The organism is Kineococcus endophyticus, from assembly GCF_040796495.1.
Taxonomy (GTDB): domain Bacteria; phylum Actinomycetota; class Actinomycetes; order Actinomycetales; family Kineococcaceae; genus Kineococcus; species Kineococcus endophyticus.
On sequence record NZ_JBFNQN010000005.1, the window covers coordinates 205,638 to 232,190 of the forward strand.

29 protein-coding genes are annotated in these 26,553 nt (G+C 74.5%); 4 read left to right on the forward strand and 25 right to left on the reverse strand.

Features of this window, described 5'->3' with window-relative positions; genetic code table 11:
* Positions 1-7: 7 nt before the first annotated feature.
* The 7 genes from AB1207_RS08755 to rpsB form a co-directional block, all read right to left on the reverse strand.
* Complete coding sequence (locus AB1207_RS08755) at positions 8-598, reverse strand: DivIVA domain-containing protein (RefSeq protein ID WP_367637660.1); 591 nt, start codon at positions 596-598, stop codon at positions 8-10.
* On the reverse strand, positions 595-1,803 hold the full coding sequence (gene rlmN / locus AB1207_RS08760) for a dual-specificity RNA methyltransferase RlmN (RefSeq protein ID WP_437178891.1): 1,209 nt from the start codon (positions 1,801-1,803) through the stop codon (positions 595-597). Before rlmN ends, AB1207_RS08755 begins: the two co-directional genes overlap by 4 nt.
* Before the next feature lie 35 nt (positions 1,804-1,838).
* The gene (locus AB1207_RS08765; protein WP_367637662.1) at positions 1,839-2,705 is read right to left on the reverse strand and encodes a phosphatidate cytidylyltransferase; all 867 of its coding nucleotides are present in this window, start codon (positions 2,703-2,705) and stop codon (positions 1,839-1,841) included.
* 8 nt (positions 2,706-2,713) lie between these two features.
* Positions 2,714-3,271 carry a ribosome recycling factor gene (frr, locus tag AB1207_RS08770; protein ID WP_367637663.1) on the reverse strand — a complete coding sequence of 186 codons (558 nt, stop codon included), beginning with the start codon at positions 3,269-3,271 and terminating at the stop codon, positions 2,714-2,716.
* Positions 3,272-3,347: 76 nt separating this feature from the next.
* Entirely contained in the window at positions 3,348-4,109 is a 762-nt protein-coding gene (gene pyrH, locus AB1207_RS08775; RefSeq protein ID WP_380169937.1) for a UMP kinase, read from the reverse strand.
* A gap of 156 nt (positions 4,110-4,265) precedes the next feature.
* On the reverse strand, positions 4,266-5,093 hold the full coding sequence (gene tsf / locus AB1207_RS08780) for a translation elongation factor Ts (RefSeq protein WP_367637664.1): 828 nt from the start codon (positions 5,091-5,093) through the stop codon (positions 4,266-4,268).
* 113 nt (positions 5,094-5,206) lie between these two features.
* Positions 5,207-6,112 carry a 30S ribosomal protein S2 gene (gene rpsB / locus AB1207_RS08785; protein ID WP_367637665.1) on the reverse strand — a complete coding sequence of 302 codons (906 nt, stop codon included), beginning with the start codon at positions 6,110-6,112 and terminating at the stop codon, positions 5,207-5,209.
* Between the two features lie 235 nt (positions 6,113-6,347).
* Here rpsB and AB1207_RS08790 point away from each other — a divergent pair, with 235 nt between their 5' ends.
* The 3 genes from AB1207_RS08790 (at position 6,348) to AB1207_RS08800 (ending at position 8,829) form a co-directional block, all read left to right on the forward strand.
* The gene (locus AB1207_RS08790) at positions 6,348-7,586 is read left to right on the forward strand and encodes a pyridoxal phosphate-dependent aminotransferase (protein ID WP_437178892.1); all 1,239 of its coding nucleotides are present in this window, start codon (positions 6,348-6,350) and stop codon (positions 7,584-7,586) included.
* Positions 7,583-7,954, forward strand: coding sequence for a TraR/DksA family transcriptional regulator (locus AB1207_RS08795; RefSeq protein WP_367637666.1), 372 nt, complete (start codon positions 7,583-7,585; stop codon positions 7,952-7,954). Before AB1207_RS08790 ends, AB1207_RS08795 begins: the two co-directional genes overlap by 4 nt.
* Positions 7,955-8,286: 332 nt before the next feature.
* Entirely contained in the window at positions 8,287-8,829 is a 543-nt protein-coding gene (locus AB1207_RS08800) for a murein hydrolase activator EnvC family protein (protein WP_367637667.1), read from the forward strand.
* 2 nt (positions 8,830-8,831) lie between these two features.
* Here the strand turns inward: AB1207_RS08800 and whiG are convergent, their stop codons facing one another.
* Entirely contained in the window at positions 8,832-9,848 is a 1,017-nt protein-coding gene (gene whiG / locus AB1207_RS08805) for an RNA polymerase sigma factor WhiG (protein WP_367637669.1), read from the reverse strand.
* A 22-nt stretch (positions 9,849-9,870) separates the two neighbouring features.
* The gene (locus AB1207_RS08810) at positions 9,871-10,830 is read right to left on the reverse strand and encodes a tyrosine recombinase XerC (RefSeq protein WP_437178893.1); all 960 of its coding nucleotides are present in this window, start codon (positions 10,828-10,830) and stop codon (positions 9,871-9,873) included.
* 87 nt (positions 10,831-10,917) lie between these two features.
* On the opposite strand from AB1207_RS08810, the gene AB1207_RS08815 reads away from it, so the two are divergent.
* Positions 10,918-11,247 (forward strand): histone-like nucleoid-structuring protein Lsr2, encoded by a 330-nt coding sequence (locus AB1207_RS08815; RefSeq protein WP_367637673.1) that lies wholly within the window; start codon positions 10,918-10,920, stop codon positions 11,245-11,247.
* 38 nt (positions 11,248-11,285) lie between these two features.
* Here AB1207_RS08815 and AB1207_RS08820 read toward each other — a convergent pair whose 3' ends face one another.
* The 16 genes from AB1207_RS08820 to AB1207_RS08895 all read right to left on the reverse strand — a co-directional run bounded on the left by AB1207_RS08820 (position 11,286) and on the right by AB1207_RS08895 (position 26,374).
* Positions 11,286-12,455, reverse strand: coding sequence for an RtcB family protein (locus AB1207_RS08820; RefSeq protein WP_367637849.1), 1,170 nt, complete (start codon positions 12,453-12,455; stop codon positions 11,286-11,288).
* Positions 12,456-12,593: 138 nt separating this feature from the next.
* Positions 12,594-13,751 carry a DNA-processing protein DprA gene (gene dprA, locus AB1207_RS08825; RefSeq protein ID WP_367637674.1) on the reverse strand — a complete coding sequence of 386 codons (1,158 nt, stop codon included), beginning with the start codon at positions 13,749-13,751 and terminating at the stop codon, positions 12,594-12,596.
* Positions 13,748-15,301: a YifB family Mg chelatase-like AAA ATPase gene (locus AB1207_RS08830; protein WP_367637676.1), complete on the reverse strand. Its 1,554-nt coding sequence runs from the start codon at positions 15,299-15,301 to the stop codon at positions 13,748-13,750. Before AB1207_RS08830 ends, dprA begins: the two co-directional genes overlap by 4 nt.
* Positions 15,301-15,669 (reverse strand): YraN family protein, encoded by a 369-nt coding sequence (locus AB1207_RS08835; protein ID WP_367637677.1) that lies wholly within the window; start codon positions 15,667-15,669, stop codon positions 15,301-15,303. The genes AB1207_RS08830 and AB1207_RS08835 overlap by 1 nt, the downstream gene beginning before the upstream one ends.
* 262 nt (positions 15,670-15,931) lie before the next feature.
* On the reverse strand, positions 15,932-16,258 hold the full coding sequence (locus AB1207_RS08840; RefSeq protein WP_366169179.1) for a DUF2469 domain-containing protein: 327 nt from the start codon (positions 16,256-16,258) through the stop codon (positions 15,932-15,934).
* A gap of 7 nt (positions 16,259-16,265) precedes the next feature.
* Positions 16,266-17,111, reverse strand: coding sequence for a ribonuclease HII (gene rnhB, locus AB1207_RS08845; protein WP_437178894.1), 846 nt, complete (start codon positions 17,109-17,111; stop codon positions 16,266-16,268).
* Positions 17,108-17,854, reverse strand: coding sequence for a signal peptidase I (lepB, locus tag AB1207_RS08850; RefSeq protein WP_367637679.1), 747 nt, complete (start codon positions 17,852-17,854; stop codon positions 17,108-17,110). The genes rnhB and lepB (AB1207_RS08850) overlap by 4 nt, the downstream gene beginning before the upstream one ends.
* Positions 17,851-18,525: a signal peptidase I gene (lepB, locus tag AB1207_RS08855; RefSeq protein WP_367637681.1), complete on the reverse strand. Its 675-nt coding sequence runs from the start codon at positions 18,523-18,525 to the stop codon at positions 17,851-17,853. The genes lepB (AB1207_RS08850) and lepB (AB1207_RS08855) overlap by 4 nt, the downstream gene beginning before the upstream one ends.
* 135 nt (positions 18,526-18,660) lie before the next feature.
* Positions 18,661-19,023 carry a 50S ribosomal protein L19 gene (gene rplS, locus AB1207_RS08860; RefSeq protein WP_367637682.1) on the reverse strand — a complete coding sequence of 121 codons (363 nt, stop codon included), beginning with the start codon at positions 19,021-19,023 and terminating at the stop codon, positions 18,661-18,663.
* Between the two features lie 157 nt (positions 19,024-19,180).
* Complete coding sequence (gene trmD, locus AB1207_RS08865; RefSeq protein WP_367637683.1) at positions 19,181-19,999, reverse strand: tRNA (guanosine(37)-N1)-methyltransferase TrmD; 819 nt, start codon at positions 19,997-19,999, stop codon at positions 19,181-19,183.
* On the reverse strand, positions 19,999-20,520 hold the full coding sequence (gene rimM / locus AB1207_RS08870) for a ribosome maturation factor RimM (protein WP_367637684.1): 522 nt from the start codon (positions 20,518-20,520) through the stop codon (positions 19,999-20,001). The genes trmD and rimM overlap by 1 nt, the downstream gene beginning before the upstream one ends.
* A 97-nt stretch (positions 20,521-20,617) precedes the next feature.
* Positions 20,618-20,857 carry an RNA-binding protein gene (locus tag AB1207_RS08875; protein WP_367637686.1) on the reverse strand — a complete coding sequence of 80 codons (240 nt, stop codon included), beginning with the start codon at positions 20,855-20,857 and terminating at the stop codon, positions 20,618-20,620.
* A gap of 4 nt (positions 20,858-20,861) precedes the next feature.
* Positions 20,862-21,260 (reverse strand): 30S ribosomal protein S16, encoded by a 399-nt coding sequence (gene rpsP / locus AB1207_RS08880; protein ID WP_367637687.1) that lies wholly within the window; start codon positions 21,258-21,260, stop codon positions 20,862-20,864.
* 127 nt (positions 21,261-21,387) lie between these two features.
* Positions 21,388-22,485: an amidohydrolase family protein gene (locus AB1207_RS08885; RefSeq protein WP_367637689.1), complete on the reverse strand. Its 1,098-nt coding sequence runs from the start codon at positions 22,483-22,485 to the stop codon at positions 21,388-21,390.
* A gap of 7 nt (positions 22,486-22,492) precedes the next feature.
* Entirely contained in the window at positions 22,493-24,064 is a 1,572-nt protein-coding gene (gene ffh / locus AB1207_RS08890) for a signal recognition particle protein (protein ID WP_367637690.1), read from the reverse strand.
* Positions 24,065-24,088: 24 nt separating this feature from the next.
* Positions 24,089-26,374, reverse strand: coding sequence for a [protein-PII] uridylyltransferase (locus AB1207_RS08895; protein ID WP_367637691.1), 2,286 nt, complete (start codon positions 26,372-26,374; stop codon positions 24,089-24,091).
* Positions 26,375-26,553 lie beyond the last annotated feature (179 nt).

The window sequence follows — 26,553 nt, forward strand, 5'->3', positions numbered from 1 at the left end:
GTGAGGGTCAGCGGTAGCTGACCATCAGCTCCACGACGCGGTCGAGGAAGGCGTCCACAGGCGCCTCCCTGTACCCGCGCGCCCCGCGCCGCGGTCGGAAGAGCGCGTCCCGGACGTCGTCGGCGGTGAGGGTGCGCGACCCGCGGAAGTGCTGCACGAGCAGCTCGCACAGGTCGTCGACGTCGCGCGGGTGGTAGCCGCGGCGCAGACCCCGGGCGCGGGGGAAGCGCTCCCCGCGACGCTCCTTGAGCCGGCCCGCGACGGCCTGGCCGAGCGCGGAGCGGCGGTCGGTCCAGGACCGCTGGTCGTCCTGGGCCAGCGCGTGCGACCGTTCCCGCTGGGCCAGCGCGTCCTCGACCTCGGCGAGCCGCGCGTCGGTGTCGCCCACGTCGTAGCCGCCGAGCTGGGACCCGAACCCGACGGCCCGCACCTGGGCCGAGGCGACCCGGCCCGCCGGCAGCGCCGTCGCGAGGTGGTCGAGGAAGAGGTCGACGTCGGCGACCTTGTACCCCCGTCGCAGCGCCGCGGCGCGGGCCGGGCGCTCCCGGACGAGCTGCTCGACCGGGACCGTGCCGTTGCTCACCGCGTCGCTGGTCACGCGGTCGGCTGCTCGGGGCCGATCGCGGCCAGCTGACCGCAGGCGCCGTCGATCTCGCTGCCGCGGGTGTCGCGGACGGTCGTCGGGATGCCCCGCGCCTCCAGCGCCGCGACGAACGCCTTCTCCACGGCCGGGTCGCTCGCGGTCCACTTCGAGCCCGGGGTCGGGTTCAGCGGGATGGGGTTGACGTGCACCCAGCCGCGCCCGCGGGCGTTCAGCAGCTTGCCGAGGCGGTCCGCGCGCCAGGCCTGGTCGTTGATGTCGCGGATGAGCGCGTACTCGATGCTCACGCGCCGGCCCGTCGCCTCGAAGTAGCGGCGGGCCGCGTCCAGGGCCTGCGCGACGTTCCACCGCTGGTTGATCGGGACGAGGTCGTTGCGCAGCTCGTCGTCGGGGGCGTGCAGGCTCAGGGCCAGCGTCGCGGCGATGCCCTCGCCGGCGAACTTGTCGATGGCCGGCACGAGCCCGACGGTCGACATCGTGATGCCGCGTGCGGAGATGCCGAGGCCGTCGGGGGCGGGCTGGGTGAGCCGGCGGACGGCGGCGACGGCGGACTTGTAGTTGGCCAGCGCCTCCCCCATCCCCATGAAGACGACGTTGCCGACGCGGCCCTCGCCGCCGGGGACCTCTCCGCGGGCCAGGGCGCGCGAGGCGGCCGTGACCTGCTCGACGATCTCGGCGGTGGACAGGTTGCGCGTCAGGCCGGCCTGGCCGGTGGCGCAGAACGGGCAGTTCATGCCGCAGCCGGCCTGGCTGGAGATGCAGAGGGTGTCGCGGTTCTTGTAGCGCATGAGGACCGACTCGACGAGCGCGCCGTCGTGCATCCGGTACAGCGTCTTGACCGTGGTGCCCGCATCGGCCGTGAGCGTGCGGATCGGCGTCAGCAGCGTCGGCAGCAGCGCGTGCGCGATGCGGGACCGGCTGGCGGCCGGCAGGTCCGTCATCTTCTCCGGGTCGTCCTCGAGGCGCTCGAACCAGTGCGTGGCGAGCTGCTTGCCGCGGAACGCCTTCTCCCCCAGCTCGACCATCGCGGGGCCGCGCTCGGCGGGCTCGAGGTCGGCGAAGTGGCGCGGCGGCTTGCCGCGGCGCGGGGCGGACATGACGAGCTGGCCCGGGCCGGCGGGAGCCAGCGGGAGCGGCTCGCGCGGAGGCCGGCCAGGGCCCGCGGTCGCTGGGTCCGGGGAGACGGGGGTGGGAGTGGACATCACTCCCCATGGTACGGCGCCTGAGGTCGAGGGGGTCAGGGCCCGAGGAACCACAGGAGGAGCAGGTGCACGACGGGGGCCGCGGGCAGCAGCGAGTCGAGCCGGTCCATGACGCCGCCGTGCCCCGGCAGCAGGGTTCCCATGTCCTTGATGCCGAGGTCGCGCTTGAGCATCGACTCCGACAGGTCCCCGCCGATGGCCACGACGACCGTGACGGCGCCCAGCAGGACGCCCTGCCACCAGGCCGCGCCGAGCGCCAGCGGCAGGGCGACCGCCCCCGCGACCATGCCGATGACGAGCGAGCCGGCCGAGCCCTCCCACGACTTCTTGGGGCTGACCGAGGGGGCCATGGGGTGCCGGCCGAAGAGGACACCGGCCGCGTAGCCGCCGACGTCGCTGGCGACGACGAGCAGGACGAAGACGAGGACGCGCCAGGCGCCGTCGCTCGCGGCGAGCATGAGCATCGCGAAGCCGGCGAGGAGCGGACCGTAGGTGACGACGAAGATGCCGCCCGCGACGTCGCGCACGGGCGGGACGCGCACGGGTGAGCCGTGGTCACCCCCGTCGTCGACGAGGCGGTACACGACGACCGCCGCCACCGTCAGGGCGTACGCCGCGAAGAGCGTCTCCCCGCCGCCGAGGTAGGCGCCCGGCACCATCGCCAGGGTGCCCACCGCGGGTGGCAGCACGGGGATGCGCAGGTGCCGCGCCCGGAAGGCGCGGACCATCTCGACCGTCCCGTACAGGACGGCGGCGCAGACCAGGACGCCGAAGGCCTCCCGGCGGACGAACAGGCTGGCGACCAGCACCCCACCCATCGCCACCCCCATGCCGATGGCGGCGGGGAGGTTGCGCCCCGCCCGCCGCGGAGGGCGGGCGGTGGACGTCGTCTCGCTGGTCACCGGCACGCTCAGACGGCCAGCAGCTCGGTTTCCTTGTTCTTCAGGAGCTCGTCGACGGCGTCGACGTGCTTCTTCGTCACCGACTCCAGCTCCTTCTCCGCGCGCCCGACCTCGTCCTCGCCGGCCTCGCCGTCCTTGACGATGCGGTCGAGCTCCTCCTTGGCGCGGCGGCGCACGTTGCGCAGCGAGACGCGGGCGTCCTCGGCCTTGGAGCGGGCGAGCTTGATGTAGTCCTTGCGCCGCTCCTCGGTCAGCTGCGGCAGCACGATGCGGATGACGTTGCCGTCGTTGCCCGGGTTGACGCCCAGGTCGGAGTTGCGCAGCGCCTTCTCGATCTCGCTCATGGCCCCGCGGTCGAAGGGCGTGATGAGCACCGAGCGGGCCTCGGGGATCTGGAAGCTCGCCAGTTGCTGCAGCGGGGTCGGCGCGCCGTAGTAGTCGACCATGATCTTGTGGAACATCGCGGCGTTGGCACGCCCCGTGCGGATGGCGCCGAAGTCCTCCTTGGCGACCTCGACCGCCTTTTCCATCTTCTCCTCGGCCTCGAGGAGGGTGTCGTCGATCACGGTGGTCCCTTCGTCCTTCGTCCCGGCGCGTCCTGCGCCTCCGCGGTGCCGCAGTGCGCGGACGCGCCCGGGGGCCTCAGTCCGCGATCACCTGCGTGCCGATCCTCTCACCCCGCAGCGCGCGGGCCACGCCCTGGCCCTCCATGCCGAACACGATCATCGGCAGGCGGTTGTCCATGCAGAGGCTGAAGGCCGTGGTGTCGACGACACGCAGGTTCTTCTGCAGCGCCTCGGCGTAGCTGATCGTCTCGATCTTGGTGGCGCTCGGGTCCTTGCGCGGGTCCCCCGTGTAGACGCCGTCGACGCCGTTCTTGGCCATGAGGACGGCGTCGGCGCGGACCTCCAGGGCCCGCTGCGCGGCGACCGTGTCGGTCGAGAAGTACGGCATGCCGGCGCCCGCGCCGAAGATCACGACGCGGCCCTTCTCCATGTGCCGGATGGCGCGGCGCGGGATGTACGGCTCGGCGACCTGCCCCATCGTGATGGCCGTCTGCACGCGCGTGGCGACGTCCTGCTGCTCGAGGAAGTCCTGCAGCGCGAGGGCGTTCATGACGGTGCCGAGCATGCCCATGTAGTCGGCCCGGCTGCGCTCCATGCCCCGCTGGGACAGCTCCGCGCCGCGGAAGAAGTTGCCGCCGCCGACGACGATGGCGACCTGCACGCCCTGCTTGACGGGGCCGGCGATCTCGCGGGCCACCTGGGCGATGACGTCGGGATCGACGCCGACCTGGCCGTTGCCGAAGAACTCGCCGGAGAGCTTGAGCAGCACCCGCTGGTAGGCGGGGCGGGGGTGCACGGTCCCGGCCTCGAGGTCGACGGTCAGGCTCGGCTCGCTCACGCGGTGGCTCCTCGGGTGGTTGCGCTGGCTGGGCTGGGGTCTGGGGCAGTCTGCCCCAGTCGGGTGCTGGAGGTCACGCTCGGTGAGTCGTGACTGGTCCGGACGTGCGAACGGGGCGGGAGGACCGTGGTCCCCCCACCCCGTGGAGCGTGTCGCTCAGACGCCCGCGCGGAAGCGCGCGAAGGCGGTCACCTGGGCGCCGGCGTCGGCCAGCAGCTTGGTGATCGTGACCTTCTGGTCCTTGGCGAACGGCTGCTCGAGCAGGACGTTGTCCTTGAAGAAGCTGTTGACGCGACCCTCGATGATCTTGGGGAGGGCGGCCTCGGGCTTCTTCTCCTCGCGCGCGGTCTCCTCGGCGATGCGGCGCTCGGACTCGACCTTCTCGGCCGGGACCTCGTCGCGGGTGAGGAAGGTCGGGCTCATCGCGGCGGTGTGCATCGCGATGTCCTTGCCGAGGGCGTCGTCGGCCTTGTCGAGGGCGACGAGGACACCGATGGTCGGCGGCAGGTCGGTCGCGGTGCGGTGCAGGTACGCCGAGACGTGCGTGCCCTCGATGCGGGCGACGTTGGGGACGAGGATCTTCTCGCCCATCGTCGCGTTGGCCTCGTCGAGGACGACCTGGACGGTCTTGCCGTCCATCTCGGAGGCGAGCAGCGAGGCGGAGTCGGTCGCGCCGACGGCGACGGCCTGCGCGAGGACCTGGTTGGCCAGGGTCACGAAGCCCTCGGACTTGGCCACGAAGTCGGTCTCGCAGTTGACCTGGACCATGACGCCGAGGCCACCGTCGACGTGGACGGCCACGAGGCCGTTCGACGCGTCGCGGTCGGCGCGCTTGGCGACGCCCTTCTGCCCCTTGATGCGCAGCAGCTCGATGGCCTTCTCGACGTCGCCGTCGGTCTCCACGAGCGCGTTCTTGCAGTCGAGCATGCCGGCGCCGGTCTTCTCGCGCAGGGCCTTGACGTCAGCGGCGGTGTACGCGGCCACGGTCTGTCCTCTCGTCGTTCCGTGAACTTCTGGTCTGGGGGCGGACGCACGGACGCCCCCGGCCGGGGGCCCGGGGCGTCACCACAGGCGTCCTGTGTCGTACCTGACGGAGGTCAGGCCTGCGCGGTGGCCTCGGCCGGCTCGCCCTCGGCGGCAGCGGTCTCGGCCGGCTGCCCCTCGGCGGCGGTCGCCTCGGCGGCCTCGGGGGCGGTGGAGCCCTCCGCGGTCGCGGTCGACTCCGAGCCACCGGCCTGCTCGCCCTCGTTGCCGGCCAGCAGGTCCTGCTCCCACGCGGCCAGGGGCTCGGCGTCGGTGTCGGACTTGCCGCCGTGACGGACCTGCAGGCCGTCGGCGACCGCGTCGGCGATGACCCGCGTCAGCAGCGTGACGGAGCGGATGGCGTCGTCGTTGCCGGGGATCCGGTAGTCGACGTCGTCCGGGTCGCAGTTGGAGTCGAGGATCGCGACGACGGGGATGTTGAGCTTCTTGGCCTCGTCGACCGCGAGGTGCTCCTTGTTGGTGTCGACGATCCACACCGCGGAGGGGACCTTGGTCATGTCGCGGATGCCGCCGAGCGTCTTCGTCAGCTTGTCGTACTCGCGACGCAGGACCAGGAGCTCCTTCTTCGTGAGGCCGGAGGCGGCGACGTCGTCGAAGTCGACCTCCTCGAGCTCACGCATGCGGGAGATCCGCTTGGAGACGGTCGAGAAGTTGGTGAGCATGCCGCCGAGCCAGCGCTGGTTCACGTAGGGCATGCCCACGCGACGGGCCTGCTCGGCGATGGACTCCTGAGCCTGCTTCTTCGTCCCGATGAACAGGATGCTGCCGCCGTGGGCGACGGTCTCCTTGACGAAGTCGTACGCGCGGTCGATGAAGGACAGCGACTGCTGCAGGTCGATGATGTAGATCCCGTTGCGCTCCGTGAAGAGGAAGCGCTTCATCTTCGGGTTCCAGCGACGGGTCTGGTGCCCGAAGTGCACACCGGACTCGAGCAGCTGGCGCATCGTCACGACGGCCATGGGTGGTCCTCCTCGTGCCGGCCCCCTCGTGGGGCCGATCGGTTGTCCCGCAGCGGGCCGGTCGGCCTGCCGCGCCTGGCTCCCGTGCGCACCCAGCCACCGGGACGACCCGGTGGACCGAGAGGGTGCTCCCCTCCGCCTGGTGCGGAGAGCGGGAACGCGATGTCACCCTGGACGTCACCGGCCCGCGGGAGAGCAGGCAGGACGCACCGGGTGCCCTCGTAGTCTACGACGCGTGAGCACTGGTCTCGACCGCGGCGCGTCCACCCCTTCCGGCACCGTCCCCCCGACCGTCGCCAAGGGCCCCGGCGTGGCCCGCATGCGGCGCTTCGGGCCCACCGTCTTCGCCGAGATGTCGGCCCTGGCCCAGCGCACCGGCGCCGTGAACCTCGGCCAGGGGTTCCCCGACTCCGACGGACCGGCCTCGCTGCTCGACGACGCCGTCGCCGCCGTGCGCTCGGGCGCGAACCAGTACCCGCCGGGGCTCGGCGTCCCGGAGCTGCGCGAGGCCGTGAGCCGGCACCAGGACCGCTGGTACGGGATGCGTCCCGACCCCGGCACCGAGGTGCTCGTCACCGCCGGGGCCAGCGAGGCGACGGCCGCCGCCCTGCTCGGGCTGTGCGAGGTGGGCGACGAGGTCGTCGTGCTGGAGCCGGCCTACGACGCCTACCCCGCGCTCATCGCCCTCGCGGGCGCCGTCCAGCGCTCGGTCCCGTTGCTGCCGACCGCCGACGGCTTCGCCCTGGACCGCGCAGCCCTGGCGGCCGCCTTCTCCGACCGGACCCGCCTCGTCCTGCTCAACACCCCGCACAACCCGACGGGCACCGTCCTGTCCGAGGACGAGCTCGCCCTCGTCGCCCGCCTCGCGGTCGAGCACGACGCCGTCGTCGTCACCGACGAGGTGTACGAGCACCTCGTCTTCGACGGCCACCGGCACCGTCCGGTCGCGACGCTGCCGGGGATGGCCGAGCGGACGCTGACCGTGTCCTCGGCGGGCAAGACGTTCTCGGTGACCGGCTGGAAGGTCGGCTGGGTCACCGGCCCGGCCCCCCTCGTCGCGGCCGTGCGAGCGGTCAAGCAGTTCCTCACGTACGTCAACGGCGCGCCCTTCCAGCCGGCCGTCGCCCGGGCCCTGGACCTGCCCGACGCGTTCTTCGCCGACCAGGCCGCCGACCTGCAGCGCCGCCGGGACCTGCTGTCCGAGGGCCTGCGCTCGGCCGGCTTCGGGGTGCGCACCCCCGCCGGGACGTACTTCGTGATCGCCGACCCGACCCCGCTGGGCTTCGAGGACGGGACGGATCTGTGCCGTCGCCTGCCCGAGCTCGCCGGCGTCGTCGGTGTGCCGGTGAGCGCCTTCTGCGAGCCCGGCGGGCCGGCCGCCGAGGCCACCGCCGCTCTCGTGCGGTTCACGTTCTGCAAGTCCGACACCGTGCTCCTGCAGGCGTGCGACCGCCTGCAGGGCCTGCGCCGGTGAGCACCGGGGACCCTCGGGACCACCCCGACCTGCGCCGGGTCCTGGAGGAGGAGCGGGCCGAGGCAGCCGAGCGGGTCAGCGCGCTCGAGCGCGAGCTCGCGAGCGCCCTCGAGGCGGCCGCCGAGGGCACGGCCGACGACGAGCACGACCCCGAGGGCTCCACGACGGCCTTCGAGCGGCAGCAGGTCGCCGCCGTGCTGGAGCAGGTGCGGGAGCGGTCGGCGGCGCTCGACGTGGCCCTGCGTCGGCTCGGGGAGCCGGGGTTCGGGCTGTGCGAGCGGTGCGGGCGTCCCATCGCCCCCGGCCGCCTCGCCGCGCGGCCGTGGGCCACGACGTGCGTCGAGTGCGCCGGGCGGGTGCGGCGCTAGGGCACCCCGCCCGTGCCCGCGCCTGTTCCCGCACCCCCGGACCATCCACGGGGACACCCATCGGGACACCCACCGGGAGACCCACGTGGAGTGAGCCGTGGGTGTCCCCCGCGCGTCGCCCCCACGACGCCGGGCGGACACCCACGGGTGTCCCCACGGCCGCTCCTCCACCGCTGCGGGCGGTGGCCCGCGGCGCCCACCGTCCCGGTGCAGCCTGTGCACGACCCGGCTCCGCGTCGTCCCGGGCTCCCCACCCGGCGCTCGCACCCGTTCGTCCACAGCCGGGCCCCGACGTCCGGGCCCCACGGGTCCGGCCGGGGCAGGCTGCCGCCGTGCTGGGTTCAGGAGTCGCCACCGGTCTGGCGTCCGTCGCGGTCGCGGGTCTCGCGACGGCTCTCGTCGTCGCCGTGCCCCCGTCGTCACCGGCGTCACCGGACGCACCGGCACCTCGTGACGGAGTGACCGCGCGGTCGTGGACGTGGCCGGTCGACCCGCACCGGGTCGTCCGCACGTTCGACGACGTGGGGCGCTACGAGGCCGGGCACCGCGGCGTGGACCTCGCCGCCGCGCCGGGCGCGACCGTGGTGGCCGTCGCGGCGGGCGAGGTCAGCTTCGCGGGCGCCGTCGCCGGGCGCGGGGTGGTCGTCGTCGCGCACCCGGACGGGCTGCGCACGACGTACGAACCCGTCGACGCCGTCGTCCGTCCGGGGCAGGCCGTCACGGCGGGGACGCCGCTGGGCACCCTGGCCGCCCTGCCCCTGCACTGTCCCGCCGCGTGCCTCCACCTCGGGCTGCGCCGCGGCGAGACGTACCTCGATCCCCTGTCCCGGCTGCGGGAGACCCCACCGGTCCTGCTGCCCCTTGGACGACCGTGACCTCAGCCCGCGTCGGACAGCTTGCCGCGCAGCTGGAGGACGGCCTTGGTGTGCATCTGGCAGATGCGCGACTCGGTGACCCCGAGGACGCGGCCGATCTCGGCCAGGGTCAGGCCCTCGTAGTAGTAGAGCGTGACGACGATCTTCTCCCGCTCGGGCAGCTGGTTGATGGCCCGGGACAGGAGGAACTTCGTCTCCTCGCTCTCGAACGCCGCGACGGGGTCCTCGGCCTTGGTGTCCTCGAGGGTGTCGACGAGGGAGAGCTTGTCGCCCTTCTCCCCCGAGACGCTGAGCAGCTCGTCGAGCGCCACGACGTTGACGTAGGAGACCTGGCTGAAGATGTGGTGCAGGTCCGACAGGGCGATGCCCATGCGGTCGGCGACCTCGGCCTCGGTGGGCGTGCGGTGCAGCTCGCCCTCGAGGCTGGCGTAGGTCCGCTCCACCTCACGGGCCTTGCTGCGGACCGACCGGGGGATCCAGTCGATGGCGCGCAGCTCGTCGATGATGGCGCCGCGGATGCGCGAGATGGCGTAGGTCTCGAACTTGATGGCGCGCTCGATGTCGAACTTCTCGATCGCGTCGATGAGCCCGAAGATGCCGTAGGACACCAGGTCGGCCTGCTCGATGTTCGGCGGCAGCCCGACGCCGACCCGCCCGGCCACGTACTTGACCAGCGGCGAGTAGTGCATGATCAACTTCTCGCGGACGTAGGGGTCCGCGGTGGACTTGAAGTCCTCCCACATGGCGCGCAGGGCGGCCTCGGCCGCCTCCTGCTCGGGCGTCAGGGGTCCCTTGCCCTTGCGGCTGGTGAAGCGGGCGTTCGCCTGCGGGCGACCCGCGGGCTGCACCTCCTCGACCGTCTCGGCCCCGTCCGCCGACGGCGCCGCCTCCGAGGTGCTCGTCTGGTCCGTGCCGGTGGCGTCGATGCCGCGCTCCATCCCGTCGTCGACCACGCGCAGCCCGGAGCCGCGCTCGGTCTGCGCGGTGGTGGCTCGTTCCCTCGCCGCTCCTGGTTCCACCGTGGTCCTCCCCCCGGTCCCGTCAGGCCCGGGGATGGGCCTGACGGTGAGAACTCCGCAACCGCTCCACGGAGACGTGTGTGTAGATCTGAGTCGTTGACAGCGTAGCGTGACCAAGCAACTCCTGTACGCTACGAAGGTCAGCTCGTCCGTCGAGCATGTGGGTCGCGGCCGCGTGCCGGAGTCCGTGCGGGGACGTGTGCGGCGCACCGGGAACCGCGGCGACCGCCCGGTTGACGACCGTCCGCACCTGCCGCTGGTCGATCCGGCCCCCCTTCCGCCCCAGGAACAGCGCGTCACCGGACTCCGTGACGGCCAGGGCGGGGCGCCCACGGTCCAACCAGGCCTCCAGCGCCCGCAGGGCCGGCTCACCGAAGGGCACGACGCGCTCGCGGTTCCCCTTCCCCAGCACGCGCGCCTGGCGGTGCCCGGCGTCGACGTCGCCGACGTCCAGACCCACGACCTCCGCGACCCGGCAGCCGGTGGCGTAGAGGAGTTCCAGCAGGGCGCCGTCGCGCAGCTCCACCGGGTCCGGGGACGCGTCGGTGCGCGCCGCGACCGCCGGCTCGAGCGCGGCCCGCACCTGGCTCTGCGCCAGGACGCGGGGCAGGTCGCGGGAGCGCTTGGGGGCCTGCAGCCGCAGACCCGGGTCCTCGCCCAGCCGTCCCGTGCGGTGGGCCCAGGCCGTGAAGGTCCGCACGGCCGCCGCGCGCCGGGCCAGGGTGGACCGGCGGTGGTCGCCGGCCGCGGCCGTCTGCCACGCCCGCAGGTCCGCCAGCCCGAGCAGCCCCAGGTCGAGCGACCCGTCGTCGCCGGCCGGCAGGACGGTGGTCAGCAGGTCCCGGACGTCCGAGCGGTACGCCCGGACGGTGTGCTCGGAGCGGTTGCGCTCGGCGCGCAGGTGGGTCCCGAAGGCGTCCAGCACCTGCTCGAGGTCCTCGTCCCGGGGACCGTCGGCCCCGCTCACGTCTCGTCCCACCACGGCACCGTCACGCCTCGCCCGCGGCCGCGCAAGCCGCCACGCGGCGACCGTTCCGGCCCCCGGTACCGGCCGTGCGAAGATCACGCCGTGGTTCAGCGCACGCACCCGGTGCTCACCGACGACGTCGACGGGTCCGACGCCGTCGAGACCGTCGCCTTCGCCCTCGACGGCGTCCCCTACGAGATCGACCTCTCGGCGCAGAACGCGGCCGCCCTGCGGCGCGCGGTCAGCCTCTACGTGGAGCACGGCCGCGCCCTCGCGCCCCGGCGCGGACCGGGCCGGCCCGCCGACGGCCCCGGCACGGGGGTCGACAGCGGCGCGGTCCGCGCGTGGGCGCGCGAGAACGGCGTGCCCGTCAACTCCCGCGGCCGGGTGCCGGCCGAGGTCGTCGAGCAGTACGTCGCCGCCGGCCACTGACGACGGTGCCCCGGGGACGGTGCCCCCGGGGCCTCGTGTCAGTCGCCCTTGACGTTCACCACCTGACGCAGCGTGTGCCGGACCTCGACGAGGTCGGCCGCGTCGGCCATCACCCGGTCGATGTCCTTGTAGGCGGCCGGGATCTCGTCCAGGAACGCGTCGGTGTCCCGGTACTCGATGCCCTTCATGGCCTCCCGCAGCTGCTCGTGGGTGAACGTCCGGCGCGCCGCCGACCGGCTGTACTCACGCCCCGCCCCGTGCGGGGAGGAGTGCAGCGACATCACGTCGCCCTTGCCGACGACGACGTAGCTGGCCGTGCCCATCGAACCCGGGACGAGCCCGGGGCGTCCGGCGTCGGCCGCGATGGCGCCCTTGCGGGACAGCCACACCTCCCGGCCGAAGTGCCGTTCCCGGGTCGTGTAGTTGTGGTGGCAGTTGATGCGCTCCGCCTCCTCGACGTCGGTCCCGAGGAACGCGGCCAGCTGGGCAGCCACCCGGTCCATCATCTCCTCGCGGTTGAGGAGCGCGAAGTGCTGCGCCCACTGCAGGTCGGCGAGGTACTCGTCGAACTCGGCCGTGCCCTCGACGAGGTAGGCGAGGTCACGGTCGGGCAGCGGCACGAACCACTGCGCGCACAGCCGCTGCGCGACGGCGATGTGGTGGGTGGCCAGCTTGTTGCCCGGGCCGCGCGAGCCCGAGTGCAGGAACAGCCACACCCGGTCCAGCTCGTCGAGGGACACCTCGATGAAGTGGTTCCCCGACCCCAGCGTCCCCAGCGCCAGCCGCCAGCGCGGGACGAGCTGCTCGCGGAACGCGGCCCGGCCGGGTTCGAGCGCCTCCAGCTCGGCCACCCGCGGCGCGGCCGTGGCCGACACCTCGCGGTTGGCCGCACCCGCCGACAGCGGCACCGCGGCCTCGATCGCGGTCCGCAGGACGGACAGGTCACGGCCCGAGAGGTCCGCGCCCGTGAACTGCGTGCGGACGGCGATCATGCCGCAGCCGATGTCGACCCCGACGGCGGCCGGGATGATCGCCCCGTCGGTCGGGATGACGGACCCGACGGTCGCACCCTTGCCGAGGTGGGCGTCGGGCATCAACGCGATGTGCGGGTGGATGAAGGGCATCGTGGCGGCGACCTGGGCCTGCCGGCGCGTCCCCTCCTCCAGCACGGACGCCCAGTTCACCAGCTTCTTCCCCAGCCGCTCCACGTTCTCCACCTCTCCGCTCGTGTTCTGCTCGTCATGTGCTCAGGGCCTGCGCGGCAACGGTTTCCGCGGCAGGCACGAGGAACGACGATACGCAGCGCACGCCGGCGGTCCCACTGGTTTTCCGGTCCGGCCACCGCCTCAGGCACCCGGCCCGCGACACCACCCCGCCCCGGTCCGGACCGCGTGCCCGGACAGCTCCAGGCGTCCGAGGAGGGCCTGGACGGCACCGGCGTCGAGGCCGCTGTCACGGGCCAGCGCGTCCAGGTCCGCGCCCGCCCGGCGCGGCAGGCACTCGGCCACCCGCAGCTCCTCCCGGTCGAGGCCGTCGAAGGGTCGCCGCTCCACCGCCGGGACCGACACCTCCTCGGCGCCCAGCTCGCCGAGCAGTTCGGCCGCCTCCGCCGCGCTCGTGACGCAGACCGCCCCGCGGTCGCGCAGCAGGCGGTGGCACCCGGCCGAGGCCGGTGACGTCACCGGCCCGGGGACGGCACCGACGGGGCGGTGCAGCCGCTCGGCCCGGTCCGCCGTGGACAGCGCCCCGGAGCGCCACGCGGCCTCGACGACCACCGTGCCCCGGGTGAGGGCGGCGATGAGGCGGTTGCGCTCCAGGAAGCGCCACCGCGTCGGGGTGCTGCCCGGCGGCACCTCCGAGACCAGCGCACCGGTCTGGGCGAGGCGGGCCAGGAGCGCCGCGTTGCCGGGCGGGTAGCTGCGGTCGACCCCGCAGGCCAGGACGGCCACGCTCGTCGCCCCGACGGCCACGGCGGCCCGGTGGGCGGCCGCGTCGATGCCGAAGGCGCCCCCGCTGACGACGGCGAACCCGCGGTCGGCGAGCCCGACCGCGAGGTCGGCCGCGACGTGCTGGCCGTACGCGGTGGCGGCCCGCGAACCGACGAGGGCGGCGCTGCGGGCGCTGACGTCGGCCAGGCGCGCAGGGCCGCGCACCCACAGGCAGAACGGTGCCCCCAGGGGTCGCTCCCCCGTCGCGTCGACGTCGAGGTCGGCCAGGCCGACCGGCCACTCCTCGTCGGCGGGCACGACGAGCCGGCCGCCCGCGGCGCGGACCGCGGCGACGTCGCCCGCGGGGTCGACGTCGGCCAGCCGCGTGCGCCACCGCTCCGGACCCCGGCCGGTGACGACCGCCTCGAGCGCCAGGGGCGCCCCGACCTCGCCGACCAGCCGGGCCGCGGCGACGTCCCCCGGTTCGGCGAGGCGGCTCCAGGCCGCCCGGGCGAGCCGGTCGTCCTCCAGGGCGGGGCGCAGGGCGGGTGGGACCTGCGTCAGGGCGCGGCTCACGCGGCCACCGCCGTGCTGAGAGCTCCCCGCAGGGCGAGGGCGCGGCCGACGTCGTCCCGGTCCGGTGTCCCGGACCCGCGCAGGTCGGCCACCGTCCAGGCCAGCCGGAGCACCCGGTCCACCCCGCGCAGCGTCAGCACCCCCCGTTCCAGGGCCCGGTCGAGGTCGCGCGTGACGGCCGGGCCGAGGCGCAGCGGACCGCGCAGGAGCGGCCCCTTGAGCTCTCCGTTCGTCCGCACGCCGTGGCGCCCCAGGCGTTCGCCCTGGACCCCCCGCGCCGCGGCGACCCGCGCCGCCACCACGGCCGTGCTCTCCCCCGCGGCCGCCTCGGCGACCTCGGCACGCGTCACGGCCTGCACCTGCAGCTGCACGTCGACGCGGTCGAGCAGCGGACCCGACAGCTTGGCGGCGTACCGCCGCCGCGCCTGCGGTGAGCACGTGCAGTCCAGGCCCTTGCCGACGGCGCGTCCGCAGGGGCAGGGGTTGGCCGCCAGGACCAGCTGGAACCGCGCCGGGTACCGCGCCGTCCCCCGGGCGCGGTGCAGGACGAGCTCGCCGTGCTCGAGCGGCTGGCGCAGGGCGTCCAGGACGCGGGCCTCGAACTCCGGCGCCTCGTCGAGGAAGAGCACCCCGCGGTGGGCCCGGGACACCGCTCCGGGCCGCGGCACCCCGCTGCCGCCGCCGACGACGGAGGCGACCGAGGCGGTGTGGTGCGGGTCCTCGTAGGGCGGGCGCGTGATGAGGGCGGTGCCCGGCCGCCCGCGCAGGGTCCCGGCCACCGAGTGCACGGCGGTCACCTCCAGCGCGGCCTCCTCCTCCAGGTCGGGCAGGAGCCCGGGCAGACGAGCGGCGAGCATCGTCTTGCCCGCCCCGGGCGGCCCGTTCATCAGCAGGTGGTGCCCGCCGGCCGCGGCCACCTCGAGGGCGAAGCGGGCCTCCGTCTGGCCGACGACGTCGGCGAGGTCCAGCGGACGTCCGGCGCTCACCCGCTCGGGCGGGACGAAGGCGCGCGGCGGGTCGGGCAGGTCCAGCGGTGGGTCACCGCGGTAGTCCGCGACCAGCTCGGCCAGCCAGCGCACTCCGCGGACGGCGACGCCGGGGACGAGCGCGGCCTCCTCGACCGTCGCCTCGGGCACGACGACCCGGCGCACCCCCGCACGGGCAGCGGCCAGCACCGCGGGCAGCACCCCGTCGACGGCCCGCACGCTGCCGTCGAGGCCGAGCTCGCCGAGGTGGACCGTCTCGGCCGACGCCTCCGGCGGCAGGACCCCGGCGGCCGTCAGCGTCGCGACGGCCACGGCGAGGTCGAAGGCCGATCCCGTCTTCGGCAGGGTCGCGGGCGAGAGGTTCACGGTGATCCGCTGCGCCGGCAGCGGGAAGCCGGAGTTGGCCGTCGCGGCCCGGACGCGGTCCTTCGCCTCGTGCAGGGACGCGTCGGGCAGGCCGACGAGCACGAAGGCGGGGATGCCGGGTGAGATGTCGGCCTCCACCTCGACGAGGTGCCCGTCGAGCCCGACGAGCCCGACGGCGAGGGAGCGGGCGAGCGCCATCAGAGCACGCCCCGCAGGTGCTCGACCCGGGCCGGGCCCCGCTCGGCGGGGCTCACCGCCACGACGTCGAAGCGGATGCCGGCGGGTGTCACGGCGGGGTGGGCCTTGAGCCACTCCTGGGCGAGCTCCTGCAGCCGGGTCAGCTTGTCGGGGGTGACGGCTTCGGCCGCCGTCCCCGCGCTCGTGCTGCGTCGTGTCTTGACCTCGCACACGACGAGGTCGTCGCCGTCCCGGGCCAGCACGTCGATCTCCCCGTACCGGCACCGCCAGTTGCGGTCCAGGACGGTCATGCCCGCCTCGACCAGCCACCGGGCCGCCACCCGTTCCCCGTACTGCCCCACGGCGTCCTTCGCGCGCACGTGCACCACCTCCGCGGCTCAGCCTGCGGCGGTGGGAGGCGGGGTCAGGCCCTGCCGGGCCCCGCTGTGGACGGCGGGTCGCCTGTGGAGCCCGGGACGGCACGGGACGTCGTCGTCCACAGCTCGCCGGGCCTGGAGGAAGGGTGAGACAAGTGGGAACGCGCCCCAGCGACCCCCCGGCAGTGGGGCGCGTCCCACGGGTGCATCGACGCAGCGTGCACAGGCGTTACGGATGACGTCATGCGTCACCTGGATGGCCGAACGGCGGGCCTCAGCGCTCGCGCAGGTCCGGCCCGTCGGGGACCTCGATGTCGCGCTTCTGCAGCTCCTCGACGTTGACGTCCTTGAACGTCACGACGCGCACGTCGCGCACGAAGCGGGCGGGCCGGTAGACGTCCCACACCCACGCGTCGTGCAGGGTCACCTCGAAGTACGTCTCGCCGTCGGCCGTGCGGACCTGCAGGTCCACCGAGTTGGCGAGGTAGAAGCGCCGTTCGGTCTCCACCACGTACGAGAACAACGAGACGACGTCCCGGTACTCGCGGTAGAGCTGCAGCTCCATCTCGGTCTCGTAGTTCTCCAGGTCCTCGGCGCTCACGGGACCATCATGCCTTCCGGCCCCCCGAGGTGTGGGAGGTGAGGTCCGCGAGCGCCTCGTCCTCCAGGAGCCCCAGGTCCAGGGCCTCGGCGGACGCCTCGACGACGCGGGGGGCGGGCACGGCCAGACCGGGCAGCCGCCAGCTGCGCCGGTGCTGCTCGCAGCTGCCGTGCTCGGCGAGGGCCTGGAGGTGGTCCGGGGCGCTGTAGCCCTTGTTGCCGGCCCATCCGTACTGCGGGAACGCACTGTGGCGCTCGGCCATCATCGCGTCCCGGGTCGTCTTGGCCAGCACGCTCGCCCCGGCAACGGCCGCGCAGGACATGTCCGCCTTGATCCGGGTCGTGACGGCCGGCGCGTCGCAGGGCAGGACCGGACCCTGCTCGCCCAGCTCCCCCAGCTCGTCGAGCAGCGAGGGTTCGCGGGGGTCGCTGAGGTAGTCGTGGTTTCCGTCGAGGATGACGACGTCGGGCCGTACCGGCAGCTGCGCGAGGGCCCGGCGGCCGGCCAGGCGCAGTGCGGCGATGATGCCGATGGCGTCGATCTCGGCCGGCTCGGTGTGTCCGACGGCCCAGGCGAGGGCCCACCGGCGCACCTTGGGCGCCAGGGCGTCCCGGCTGGCCGGCGTCAGCAGCTTGGAGTCGCGCAGCCCCGTGGGTGCGGTGCGGGTGGCCTCGTCGACGACGAGGACGCCGACGCTGACGGGCCCGGCGAGCGCCCCGCGGCCGACCTCGTCCATGCCGGCGACGAGGGTGTGGCCCGAGCGCAGGAGCTGGCGCTCCAGGCGCAGGGACGGCGGGGTCGCGGGCGACGGCGCGGGCCGGCGCTTGACCGTGCCCCGGGTGACCGGGCTCACTTCACACCCGTCCGCCCCGGCACCGAGGCGAAGTCGTCGGGAGTGCCCAGCCAGGACCAGTGCGACAGCGGCCAGACGACGGCGTAGGCGCGGCCGACGACGAGGTCGACCGGCACGAACCCGTTGTGCGCCTTGTCCCGGTTGAAGCGTGAGTCGGCCGACTCCGCGCGGTTGTCGCCCATGACCCACAGCTCGCCCGCCGGGACCGTGACGTCGAAGGCCGAGTCGCTGGGCGCGACGCCCGCGGCCAGGTAGGCGGACTCGTCGACCGGGACGTCGTTCACGGTGAGCCGGCCGCCGGCGTCGCAGCAGACGACGTGGTCGCCGGGCAGGCCGATGACGCGCTTGATGAGGTGGTCGTCGGAGTCCTCCGGCAGCAGCCCCACGAAGGTCAGGGCGTCGGCGACGACGGACCCCACGGCGCTGCGCTGCGGGGGCGTGGAGCCCTGCAGCCAGCCGCCGGGGTCGGCGAAGACCACGACGTCCCCGCGGTGCAGCTCGAACGGCCCCGGGGTCAGCTTGCTGACGACGACGCGGTCGCCGATGTCGAGCGTCTGCTCCATCGACTGCGAGGGGATGAAGAACGCCTGCAGCAGGAAGGTCTTGACCACCAGGGACACGACGAGCGCGACCGCGACGACGAGGACGGTCTCGCGGACGGCGCCGACGATGCCACCGCCGGCCTTGCGCCGCGGCGCGGGCTCCTGCGCCTGCGTGTCCTGCTCGGTGTCCCCGGCGCTCACGACGCGCTCCCCCGTCCGACGGTGCCGACCGCGTCGAGCGGCCAGGTGATGGCGACGACGCGGCCGATGACGTCGTCGAGGGCGATCGTCCCCCCACCCGGTGAGCCGAGGTGGGAGCGCGAGTCGACCGAGTCGCTGCGGTGGTCGCCCATCACCCACAGTCGCCCCTCGGGCACGGCGATGTCGAACCGCAGCTCGCTGGGGGCGTCCCCGGGCTGCACGTACGGCTCCTCGAGGGGCTCGCCGTCGACGAGGAGGCGCCCCTGGTCGTCGCAGCAGGTGATGCGGTCCCCCGGCAGCCCCACGACGCGCTTGACGTAGTCGGACTCGCCGGGGCGGAAGCCCAGCACCCCCGCGACCCCGGCGCCGACGGCGGCCAGGCCCTGCGGGTCCGGCGGCGCGTCGGCGAAGGTGCCGGTGCCGTCGAAGACGACGACGTCACCGCGCTGGACGTCGGAGGCGTCGACGCGCCAGACGAGCACGCGCTCACCCGGCTGCAGGGTCGGCTGCATCGAGTCCGAGGGGATGGAGAAGGTCTGCACGACGAAGGAGCGGACGAGCAGGACCAGCAGGAGGGCGATGGCGAGCACGAGGACGGCCCGTGCCCCGCGCGAGGAGCGGCGCCCAGCCGGCTCACCGGACGTCGACGGCCGCGGCTGGGTGGTCGTCACGGAACTCCTGCCTCACGGGGACTGCACGCCGCGAGAGCGCGGCTCGGGGAGTCTAGACGGGCCTGCTGGGAACCCGTCCGCAACGACACGAGCCGGGCCCCGTCGGGGACCCGGCTCGCGGTGGAGGTGCTGGACTCAGCCGCGGGGGCTGGTCGTGTCGCGACGCTCCTTGATCTTGGCGGCCTTGCCGCGCAGGTCGCGCAGGTAGTACAGCTTGGCGCGCTTCACGTCACCGCGGGTCACGACCTCGATCTTCTCGATGACCGGGGTGTGCAGCGGGAAGGTGCGCTCCACGCCGACGCCGAAGCTGACCTTGCGGACGGTGAAGGCCTCGCGGATGCCGCCACCGGTGCGGCGGATGACGACGCCCTGGAAGACCTGGACACGGGAGCGGCTGCCCTCGATGACCTTGACGTGCACCTTGAGGGTGTCGCCGGCCCGGAACTCCGGGATGTCGCTGCGCAGCTGGGCTGCGTCGATGCTGTCGAGCACGTTCATGGCTGTTGCTCACTTCCCCTGTCGTTGCCACAGGTCATCGGCACAGGCGTTGGTCCCGCGACGGGCATCCGGTGGGGTTGGCCCCCTGTGGCAGGCGCACCCTCCGCCGCCCGGGGGCAGCGGTCACCGGCCGTCGCGGCTCGTTGGTGTCAGCTGATCAGTCTGCCACAGCGGAGGTCGTGGGACGGAATCCGTGATCACCGGGGGTCCAGCCCAGCTCGGCGAGGACGGTGAGGTCCTGCGCGTCGCAGCGTGCCGGGTCCAGCCGCTCCACCACGTCCGGACGCCGGGACGCGGTGCGCCGCAACGCCTCGTCCCGCCGCCAGCGCTCGACGGCCCCGTGGTTGCCACCGGCCAGCACGGCCGGGACGTCGAGGCCGCGCCAGGAGGCGGGCTTGGTGTAGGCGGGGTGCTCCAGCAGCCCGTCGTGCTCGGGGGCGTGGCTCTCCTCGGTGAGGGAGGCCGCGTTGCCGACCACGCCGGGCACCAGGCGCACGACGGCCTCGGTGATCGCCAGGACGGCGACCTCCCCGCCGTTGAGGACGTAGTCCCCCAGCGAGACCTCCCGCACCCGGATCCGCGTCCGGTAGTGCTCCACGACGCGGGCGTCGATGCCCTCGTAGCGGCCGCAGGCGAAGACGAGCCACGGTTCGGCCGCGAGCTCGACCGCGGCCCGCTGGCTGAAGACCTCCCCCACCGGGGACGGGACGACGAGCACCGGCCCCTCCTCCCGGGCACCCGCGGGCGGGTCGGCCAGGACGGCGTCGAGCGCCTCGCCCCAGGGCTCGGGCTTCATGAGCAGCCCGGCGCCCCCGCCGTAGGGGGTGTCGTCGACCGTGCGGTGCCGGTCGTGGGTGTGCTCGCGCAGGTCGTGCACCCGCACGTCGAGCAGCCCCTGCGCCTGCGCCTTGCCGATGAGCGAGAGCCGCAGCGGCGCGAGGTAGTCGGCGAAGATCGTGACGACGTCGAGGCGCACTAGCCCTCGTCCCCCGGCAGCTCGACGAAGAGCCCACCGGGCGGGGCGAGGACCACCTTGCGCCGGCGCACGTCGACGGTCGGGACGATGGCGCGGACGAAGGGGACGAGCACCTCGCGCCCGTCGGTCCCCGTCACGACGAGCACGTCCTGCGCGGAGCCGGTCAGCAGGTCGGCGACGGTGCCCAGCGGCGTCCCCGTCACCGTCACCGCGGCCATGCCCCGCAGCTGGTGCGGGTACCAGGCGTCGTCGGACTCCTGCGCCTCGTCGTCGATGTCGACGAGCAGCAGGGTGTCGCGCAGGGCCTCGACGGCGGTGCGGTCGGCGACCTCCTCGAAGGTGAGCAGGAGGGTGCCGTTGTGCCACCGGGCGCCCGAGACGGTGAGCGCACCCCGGGCCGGCTCGGTGCGCAGCACCACGCCCGGGACGAAGCGGTCGTCGGGGTCGTCGGTGCGCACCTCGACGGTGACCTCGCCCCGCACCCCGTGCGGGCGCCCGATGCGGGCGACGACGTACTCCACGAGAAGTCCTCCGTGATGGCTGGGGGTGGAACGGCAGGACGCCGGGGCCGCGTGCGCGGCCCCGGCGTCCGGAGGTGGTGCTGGAGGGCCCAGCAGGTCAGCGTCGGTCCACGTCGACGAGGTCGACGCGCACCTGCTTGCCGCCGGCGAGCGCACCGAGGACGGTGCGCAGCGCCTTGGCCGTGCGACCGGCGCGGCCGATGACCCGCCCCAGGTCGTCCGGGTGCACGCGAACTTCGAGCACGGCACCGCGCCGCAACGTCTTGGACGTCACCTGCACGTCGTCGGGGTTGCCGACGATGCCGCGCACCAGGTGCTCGAGAGCGTCCGCGAGCACCGCGTCAGGACTCTTCGGCCGGGGCCTGCGCCTCGGCGGCGGGGGCCTCGGCCGGCGCGGACGCCGTCTTGGCCGCTCCACCGGCGGGGATGCGCGGGGGCTTGGTGTTGGTGCTCGGGGTCCGGTAGGTGCCCTCGGCACCCGGCAGGCCCTTGAACTTCTGCCAGTCACCCGTGACCTTGAGGAGCGCGGCGACCTGCTCGGTCGGCTGCGCGCCGACGCCGAGCCAGTACTGGACGCGCTCGGACTTGACCTCGATCGTCGAGGGGTCCGTCATCGGGTTGTACAGGCCGACCTCTTCGATCGCGCGACCGTCGCGCTTGCTGCGCGAGTCGGCGATGACGATGCGGTAGAACGGCGCGCGGATCTGGCCCATGCGCTTGAGGCGAATCTTGACAGCCACGGTGTGGGGTGTCTCCCGGTTCTGAAGTGTCGAACGGACCGCTCCGGTGTGGGGACGCCGGGCCGGGCAGTTCAGGGACGCGTTCGTCCCGGGTGAGAGGGTCCCTGGACGGACGAGTGCCGGACCATCATGCCAGAGGTCGCGCACCGTCCACGACACGGCCGCGCAGCACGACCGTCGGGTCCCGCAGCACGCCCAGGTCGGTGCGCGGGTCGCCGGCCACGACGAGGAGGTCGGCGCTGGCCCCCTCCTCCAGCCCGGGGTGGCCGAGCCAGCGGCGGGCCGCCCACACCCCGGCGTCCAGGGCCGCCGTGCGGGACAGGCCGGCGGCGGCCAGCTCGTGCAGCTCGTCGACGACGAGGCCGTGCGGAAGGACGCTGCCGGCGTCGGTGCCGGCGAAGACCGGGACACCCGCGGCGTGCAGGGCGGCGACGGTGTCGTACCGCCGGGCGTGCAGGGCGCGCATGTGCGCCGCGTAGGTGGGGAACTTCGGCTCGCCCCGGTCGGCGATGCCGGGGAACGTCGCGATGTTCACCAGCGTCGGCACCACGGCGACGCCCGCAGCCGCCAGCCGCGACAGGTGCTCCGGCCCCAGTCCGGTGCCGTGCTCGATCCCGTCGACGCCGGCGGCGCGCAGCTCCTCGACGCCGGCCTGCCCGAACTGGTGGACCGTGACGCGGGCGCCGAGCTCGTGCGCGGCGGCGACCCCGGCGGCGAGGACCTCGGCGGGCCAGCACGGCGCGAGGTCCCCGGTCCTCCGGTCGATCCAGTCGCCCACCAGCTTGACCCAGCCGTCGCCGCGTCGGGCCTCCACCCGGACGTGCTCGACGAGGTCCTCGGGTTCGATCTCGTGCGCCAGGCCCCGCAGGTACCGGCGGGTGCGGGCCAGGTGGCGGCCTGCGCGGACGATGCGGGGCAGGTCCTCGACGTCGTCCATCCAGCGGGTCTGCGACGCCGAGCCCGCGTCCCGCAGGAGCAGCGCGCCCGCGTCGCGGTCGGCGACCGCCTGGGCGCGGGCGACGTCGTCGGGGACCCAGCCGTGCGGGCCGATGCCGACGTGGCAGTGGGCGTCGACGAGACCGGGCAGCACCCACCCGTCGAGCCGTGTGCTCGTGACCGCAGCCGGCCGCGAGAACGTCAACCGGCCCCCGACGACCCACGCCTGGTCGACCACCTCCTCGGGCCCGACGAGCAGCGGCCCGGTGAGGTGCAGTGCCTCGCTCACGCGAGCGTCACTGCCCGAGGTACTTGTCGAACCCCTTCGGCAGGTTCAGGTCGGCCGGGTCGAACCCCTTCGACGGGTCGGGCAGCCCGAAGGCCGAACCCGGCTGCGCCGCAGCGCGTTCGGCGGCGGCCTTCTCCTCCGCAGCGCGCTTGGCGGGGTTGCCGCTCTTGCCCTTCTTGCCCTTCTGGGCCGCGATGCGCGCCTTCTGCTTCTTCGACGCACCCCCGCCTGCGCCGCCGGGCATCCCCGGGATGCCGGGCAGACCGCCGCCGCCGAGGCCGTTCTTCAGCGAGCGCATCATCTTCTGCGCCTGGCCGAAGCGTTCGAGCATGTCGTTGACGGCCGAGACGCTCTGGCCGCACCCGGCGGCCACGCGGGCCCGGCGGGAGCCGTTCATGATGCGCGGCTGGCGCCGTTCCAGCGGCGTCATGGAGCGGACCATCGCCTCGATGCGGTCGAACTCGCGCTCGTCGAAGGCGTCGAGCTGCTGCCGCATCTGGGCCATGCCGGGCAGCATCCCGAGCATCTTCTTCAGCGAGCCCATGTTCCGGACCGCCTGGAGCTGCTGCAGGAAGTCGTCGAGGGTGAAGTCCTCGTCGGCCGCGAACTTCGCGGCCATGGCCTGCGCCTGGTCAGCGTCGAAGGCCTTCTCCGCCTGCTCGATGAGCGACATGACGTCACCCATGTCGAGGATGCGCGAGGCCATCCGGTCGGGGTGGAAGGGCTCGAAGTCGTCGAGCTTCTCGCCCGTGGAGGCGAACATGACGGGCTGGCCCGTGACGTGGCGCACCGACAGGGCCGCACCACCGCGGGCGTCGCCGTCGAGCTTGGTGAGGACGACACCGTCGAAACCGACGCCGTCGCGGAACGCCTCGGCGGTCGCGACCGCGTCCTGGCCGATCATCGCGTCCAGGACGAAGAGGACCTCGTCGGGCTTGACGGCGGCGCGGATGTCGATCGCCTGCTGCATCATCTCGGCGTCGACACCGGTACGGCCCGCGGTGTCGACGACGACGACGTCGTAGTGGTGGCGGGTGGCGTGCTCGATGCCGCGCTGGGCGACGGAGACCGGGTCGCCCACGCCGTTGCCCGGCTCGGGCGCGAAGACGTCGACCCCGGCGCGCTCACCGGTGATCTGCAGCTGGTTGACGGCGTTGGGGCGCTGCAGGTCGCAGGCCACGAGCAGCGGACGGTTGCCGTTGCCCTTGAGCCAGCGGCCGAGCTTGCCGGCCAGCGTCGTCTTCCCGGCGCCCTGGAGGCCGGCGAGCATGATCACCGTGGGCGGGTTCTTGGCGAACCGCAGGCGGCGCGTCTCCCCGCCGAGGATGCCGACGAGCTCCTCGTTGACGATCTTGACGACCTGCTGGGCGGGGTTGAGGTGGCCCACGACCTCCGCACCGGTCGCCCGCTCGCGGATGCGCGTGGTGAAGTCGCGCACGACGGGCAGGGCGACGTCGGCGTCGAGGAGCGCGCGGCGGATCTCCCGCACGGTCGCGTCGACGTCGGCTTCGGTCAGCCGCCCCTTGCCGCGCAGCGACTTGAACGTGGCGGTGAGGCGGTCGGAGAGCGTGGCGAACACGCCACCACCTTAACCGGCGGGACGTCAGGCCCCCGGCACCTCCGCCGCGTCCGACAGGGCCTGGATGGCCATCGCCACCCGGGGCGGGGAGAGCCGGTCCCCCGTCGGCTCGGCGAGGTACAGCACGTCGACGGCCTGCGCGGCGTACGTCGCGACGTGCGCGGAGCGGATGTCGATGCGTTCGGTCGCCAGCGCGCGTCCGAGGGCGTGCAGCAGACCGGGCCGGTCGGCGCAGCGCACCTCCAGGACGGTGGCGCGGTCGCTGGCCCCGGGGAGGATGACGACGCGGGGGTGCGCGACGAGGGACCGGGCGCCCCCGGCGGGCCGTCGGGTCTGCGCGTCGCGGGCCGCGAGCCGCTCCAGCAGGGCGACGTCGCCGCCGACGATGCGGTCCAGGCTCTGCCGCAGCAGTTCCGCCGAGGGGGCCTCCCCCGTCGGTGACTCGACCCACCAGGAGTCGACGGCCACGCCGTCCAGGGTGCGCACGAGCGCGGAGCGCACGAGGAACCGGTGGCCGGCGAGCAGGCCGGCGAGGTCGGCGAAGACCCCGGTGCGGTCGGGCGCGACGACGGTGACGACGAAGAAGCCGTCGACCTCGCGCACGTCCACGCGGGTCTGCCCGTCCGCGGCCGTGGCGGCGGCGAGCGCCTGCTCGGCCGCGTCGAAGGGCGCCGGGCCGGGCGCCTCCTCCCCGGCGAGGGACTTGCGGGCGCGCGCGACGAGGCCGTCGACGAGCCGGGCCCGCCACGGCGACCACGCCGCCGGGCCCGCGGCGCGGGCGTCGGCCTCGGTGAGGGCGCGCAGCAGGTTCAGCGTCTCCAGCCGACCGTCGACGGCCTCGACGAGGGCGGCCACGGTCTGCGGGTCGTCGGGGTCGCGGCGGGTCGCGAGGTCGACGAGCGTGAGGTGCTCGGCGACGAGCCGGCCGACGACCTCCACGTCCGCCGGGGCGAACCCCGCGCGCTCGGCGACGGCGCGGGCCAGCGGCGCACCGGTGCGGGAGTGGTCCTGCGCCCCGGGCAGCTTGCCGAGGTCGTGCGTCAGCGCCGCCAGCAGCAGCACGTCCGGTCGCTCCACCTCGCGCAGGAACGGGCCGGCGGCGACGGCGGTCTCGATGAGGTGCCGGTCGACGGTCCAGCGGTGGACGGCGTTGCGCTGCGGGCGGTTGCGGATGCCCGTCCACTCCGGGACCCAGCGCTCGACGAGGCCGACCATGTCGAGGGACTCCCACACGGGCACCTGGGCCGGGCCGGCGGCGAGCAGTTCCAGGAGGGCCTCGCGGGCGGCGACCGGCCACGGTTCGGGCAGCGGCGGGCAGGTGGTGACGAGGTGCTCCAGGGTCACCGGGGACAACGGCAGACCGGCGCGGACGGCGGTGGCGGCGGCGCGCAGCGGCAGGACCGGGTCCTCGGCGGGGCTGACCCCGGCGCCGAGGACGACCTCGCCGTCGTGCTCGACGAGGCCGTGCCCCAGCGAGCGCAGGCGCGGGCGCTTGCCCTGGGCGCGGAAGCGCCGGGTCGGCACGGACTGGCGCGCCCGGCGGGTGGTGAGGTCGACCGCGGCGGAGATCGTGCGGGCCGCCTGGGCGACCGCGGCGAGCAGCAGGTCGGCGTCGGCGAACCCGCAGACGACGGCGGTGGCGTCCTGCTCGGCGAGCACGAGGCGGTCCCCGGGTCGGCCGGAGGAGGCCTGCAGGCCGTCGCGGACGTCGAGCAGGAGCGTGTGGGCCTCGTCGACGGCGCCGTGGGGGCGGTCGGTGAGCCAGCTCGCGGCGAGCGCGCGCAGGGTGATGGCGTCGCGCAGCCCGCCGCGGGCCTCCTTGAGGTCGGGCTCGAGCAGGTAGGCGACCTCGCCGAAGCGCATGGCGCGCTCGGCCAGGGAGTCCAGGACCTGGGGCAGCCGCCGTCGGGCTCCGGCGCGCCAGTCGTCGAGCAGGTGTCCCCGGGTGCGGGCGACGAGACCGCCGTCACCGGCCACGACCCGCAGGTCGAGCAGCCCGGTCGCGGCGGCGAGGTCGGCGGCGGCCACCTCGCGGCACTCCTTCGTCGTGCGGACCGAGTGGTCCAGGCGCAAGCCGTTGTCCCACAGGGGGTACCAGATCCGGTCGGCCAGGGCCGCGACGTCGTCGCGGCCCAGGGCCCGGCCGTCGTGCAGCAGGACGAGGTCCACGTCGCTGGCCGGGCCGGCGTCGCGGCGGGCCAGGGACCCGACGCACGCGAGCGCGACGCCGGACCCCTCCCCCAGCGGTCCGACCGTGCCGTCGAGGGGTTCGACGGCCAGGTCCCACACGTCGCGCAACCGGGACTCCACGAGCTGGACCAGCTCGGCGCGGGGGGGGGGGGGGGGGGGGGCGGGCCCGCCCCCCCCCCCCGCGGGGGCCGGGCGTGCCGGCCCGCACCGCCAGCGCGAGTCGCTCGGTGCGCAGGTCCGCGCTCAGCGCGGACCTGCCACGGGAGCGTCCATGGGGGTGACCTCCAGGAGGGTCGGTG

Bases quoted from the DNA above. Each gene is read 5' to 3' on its own strand.
- rlmN (WP_437178891.1), bottom strand. From the start codon at position 1,803: ATGTCCACTCCCACCCCCGTCTCCCCGGACCCAGCGACCGCGGGCCCT.
- rpsB (WP_367637665.1), bottom strand. From the start codon at position 6,112: ATGGCCGTCGTGACGATGCGCCAGCTGCTCGAGTCCGGTGTGCACTTC.
- AB1207_RS08830 (WP_367637676.1), bottom strand. From the start codon at position 15,301: ATGGCGCTCGCCCGCTCCCTCGCCGTCGGGCTCGTCGGGCTCGACGGG.
- rplS (WP_367637682.1), bottom strand. From the start codon at position 19,023: ATGAACGTGCTCGACAGCATCGACGCAGCCCAGCTGCGCAGCGACATC.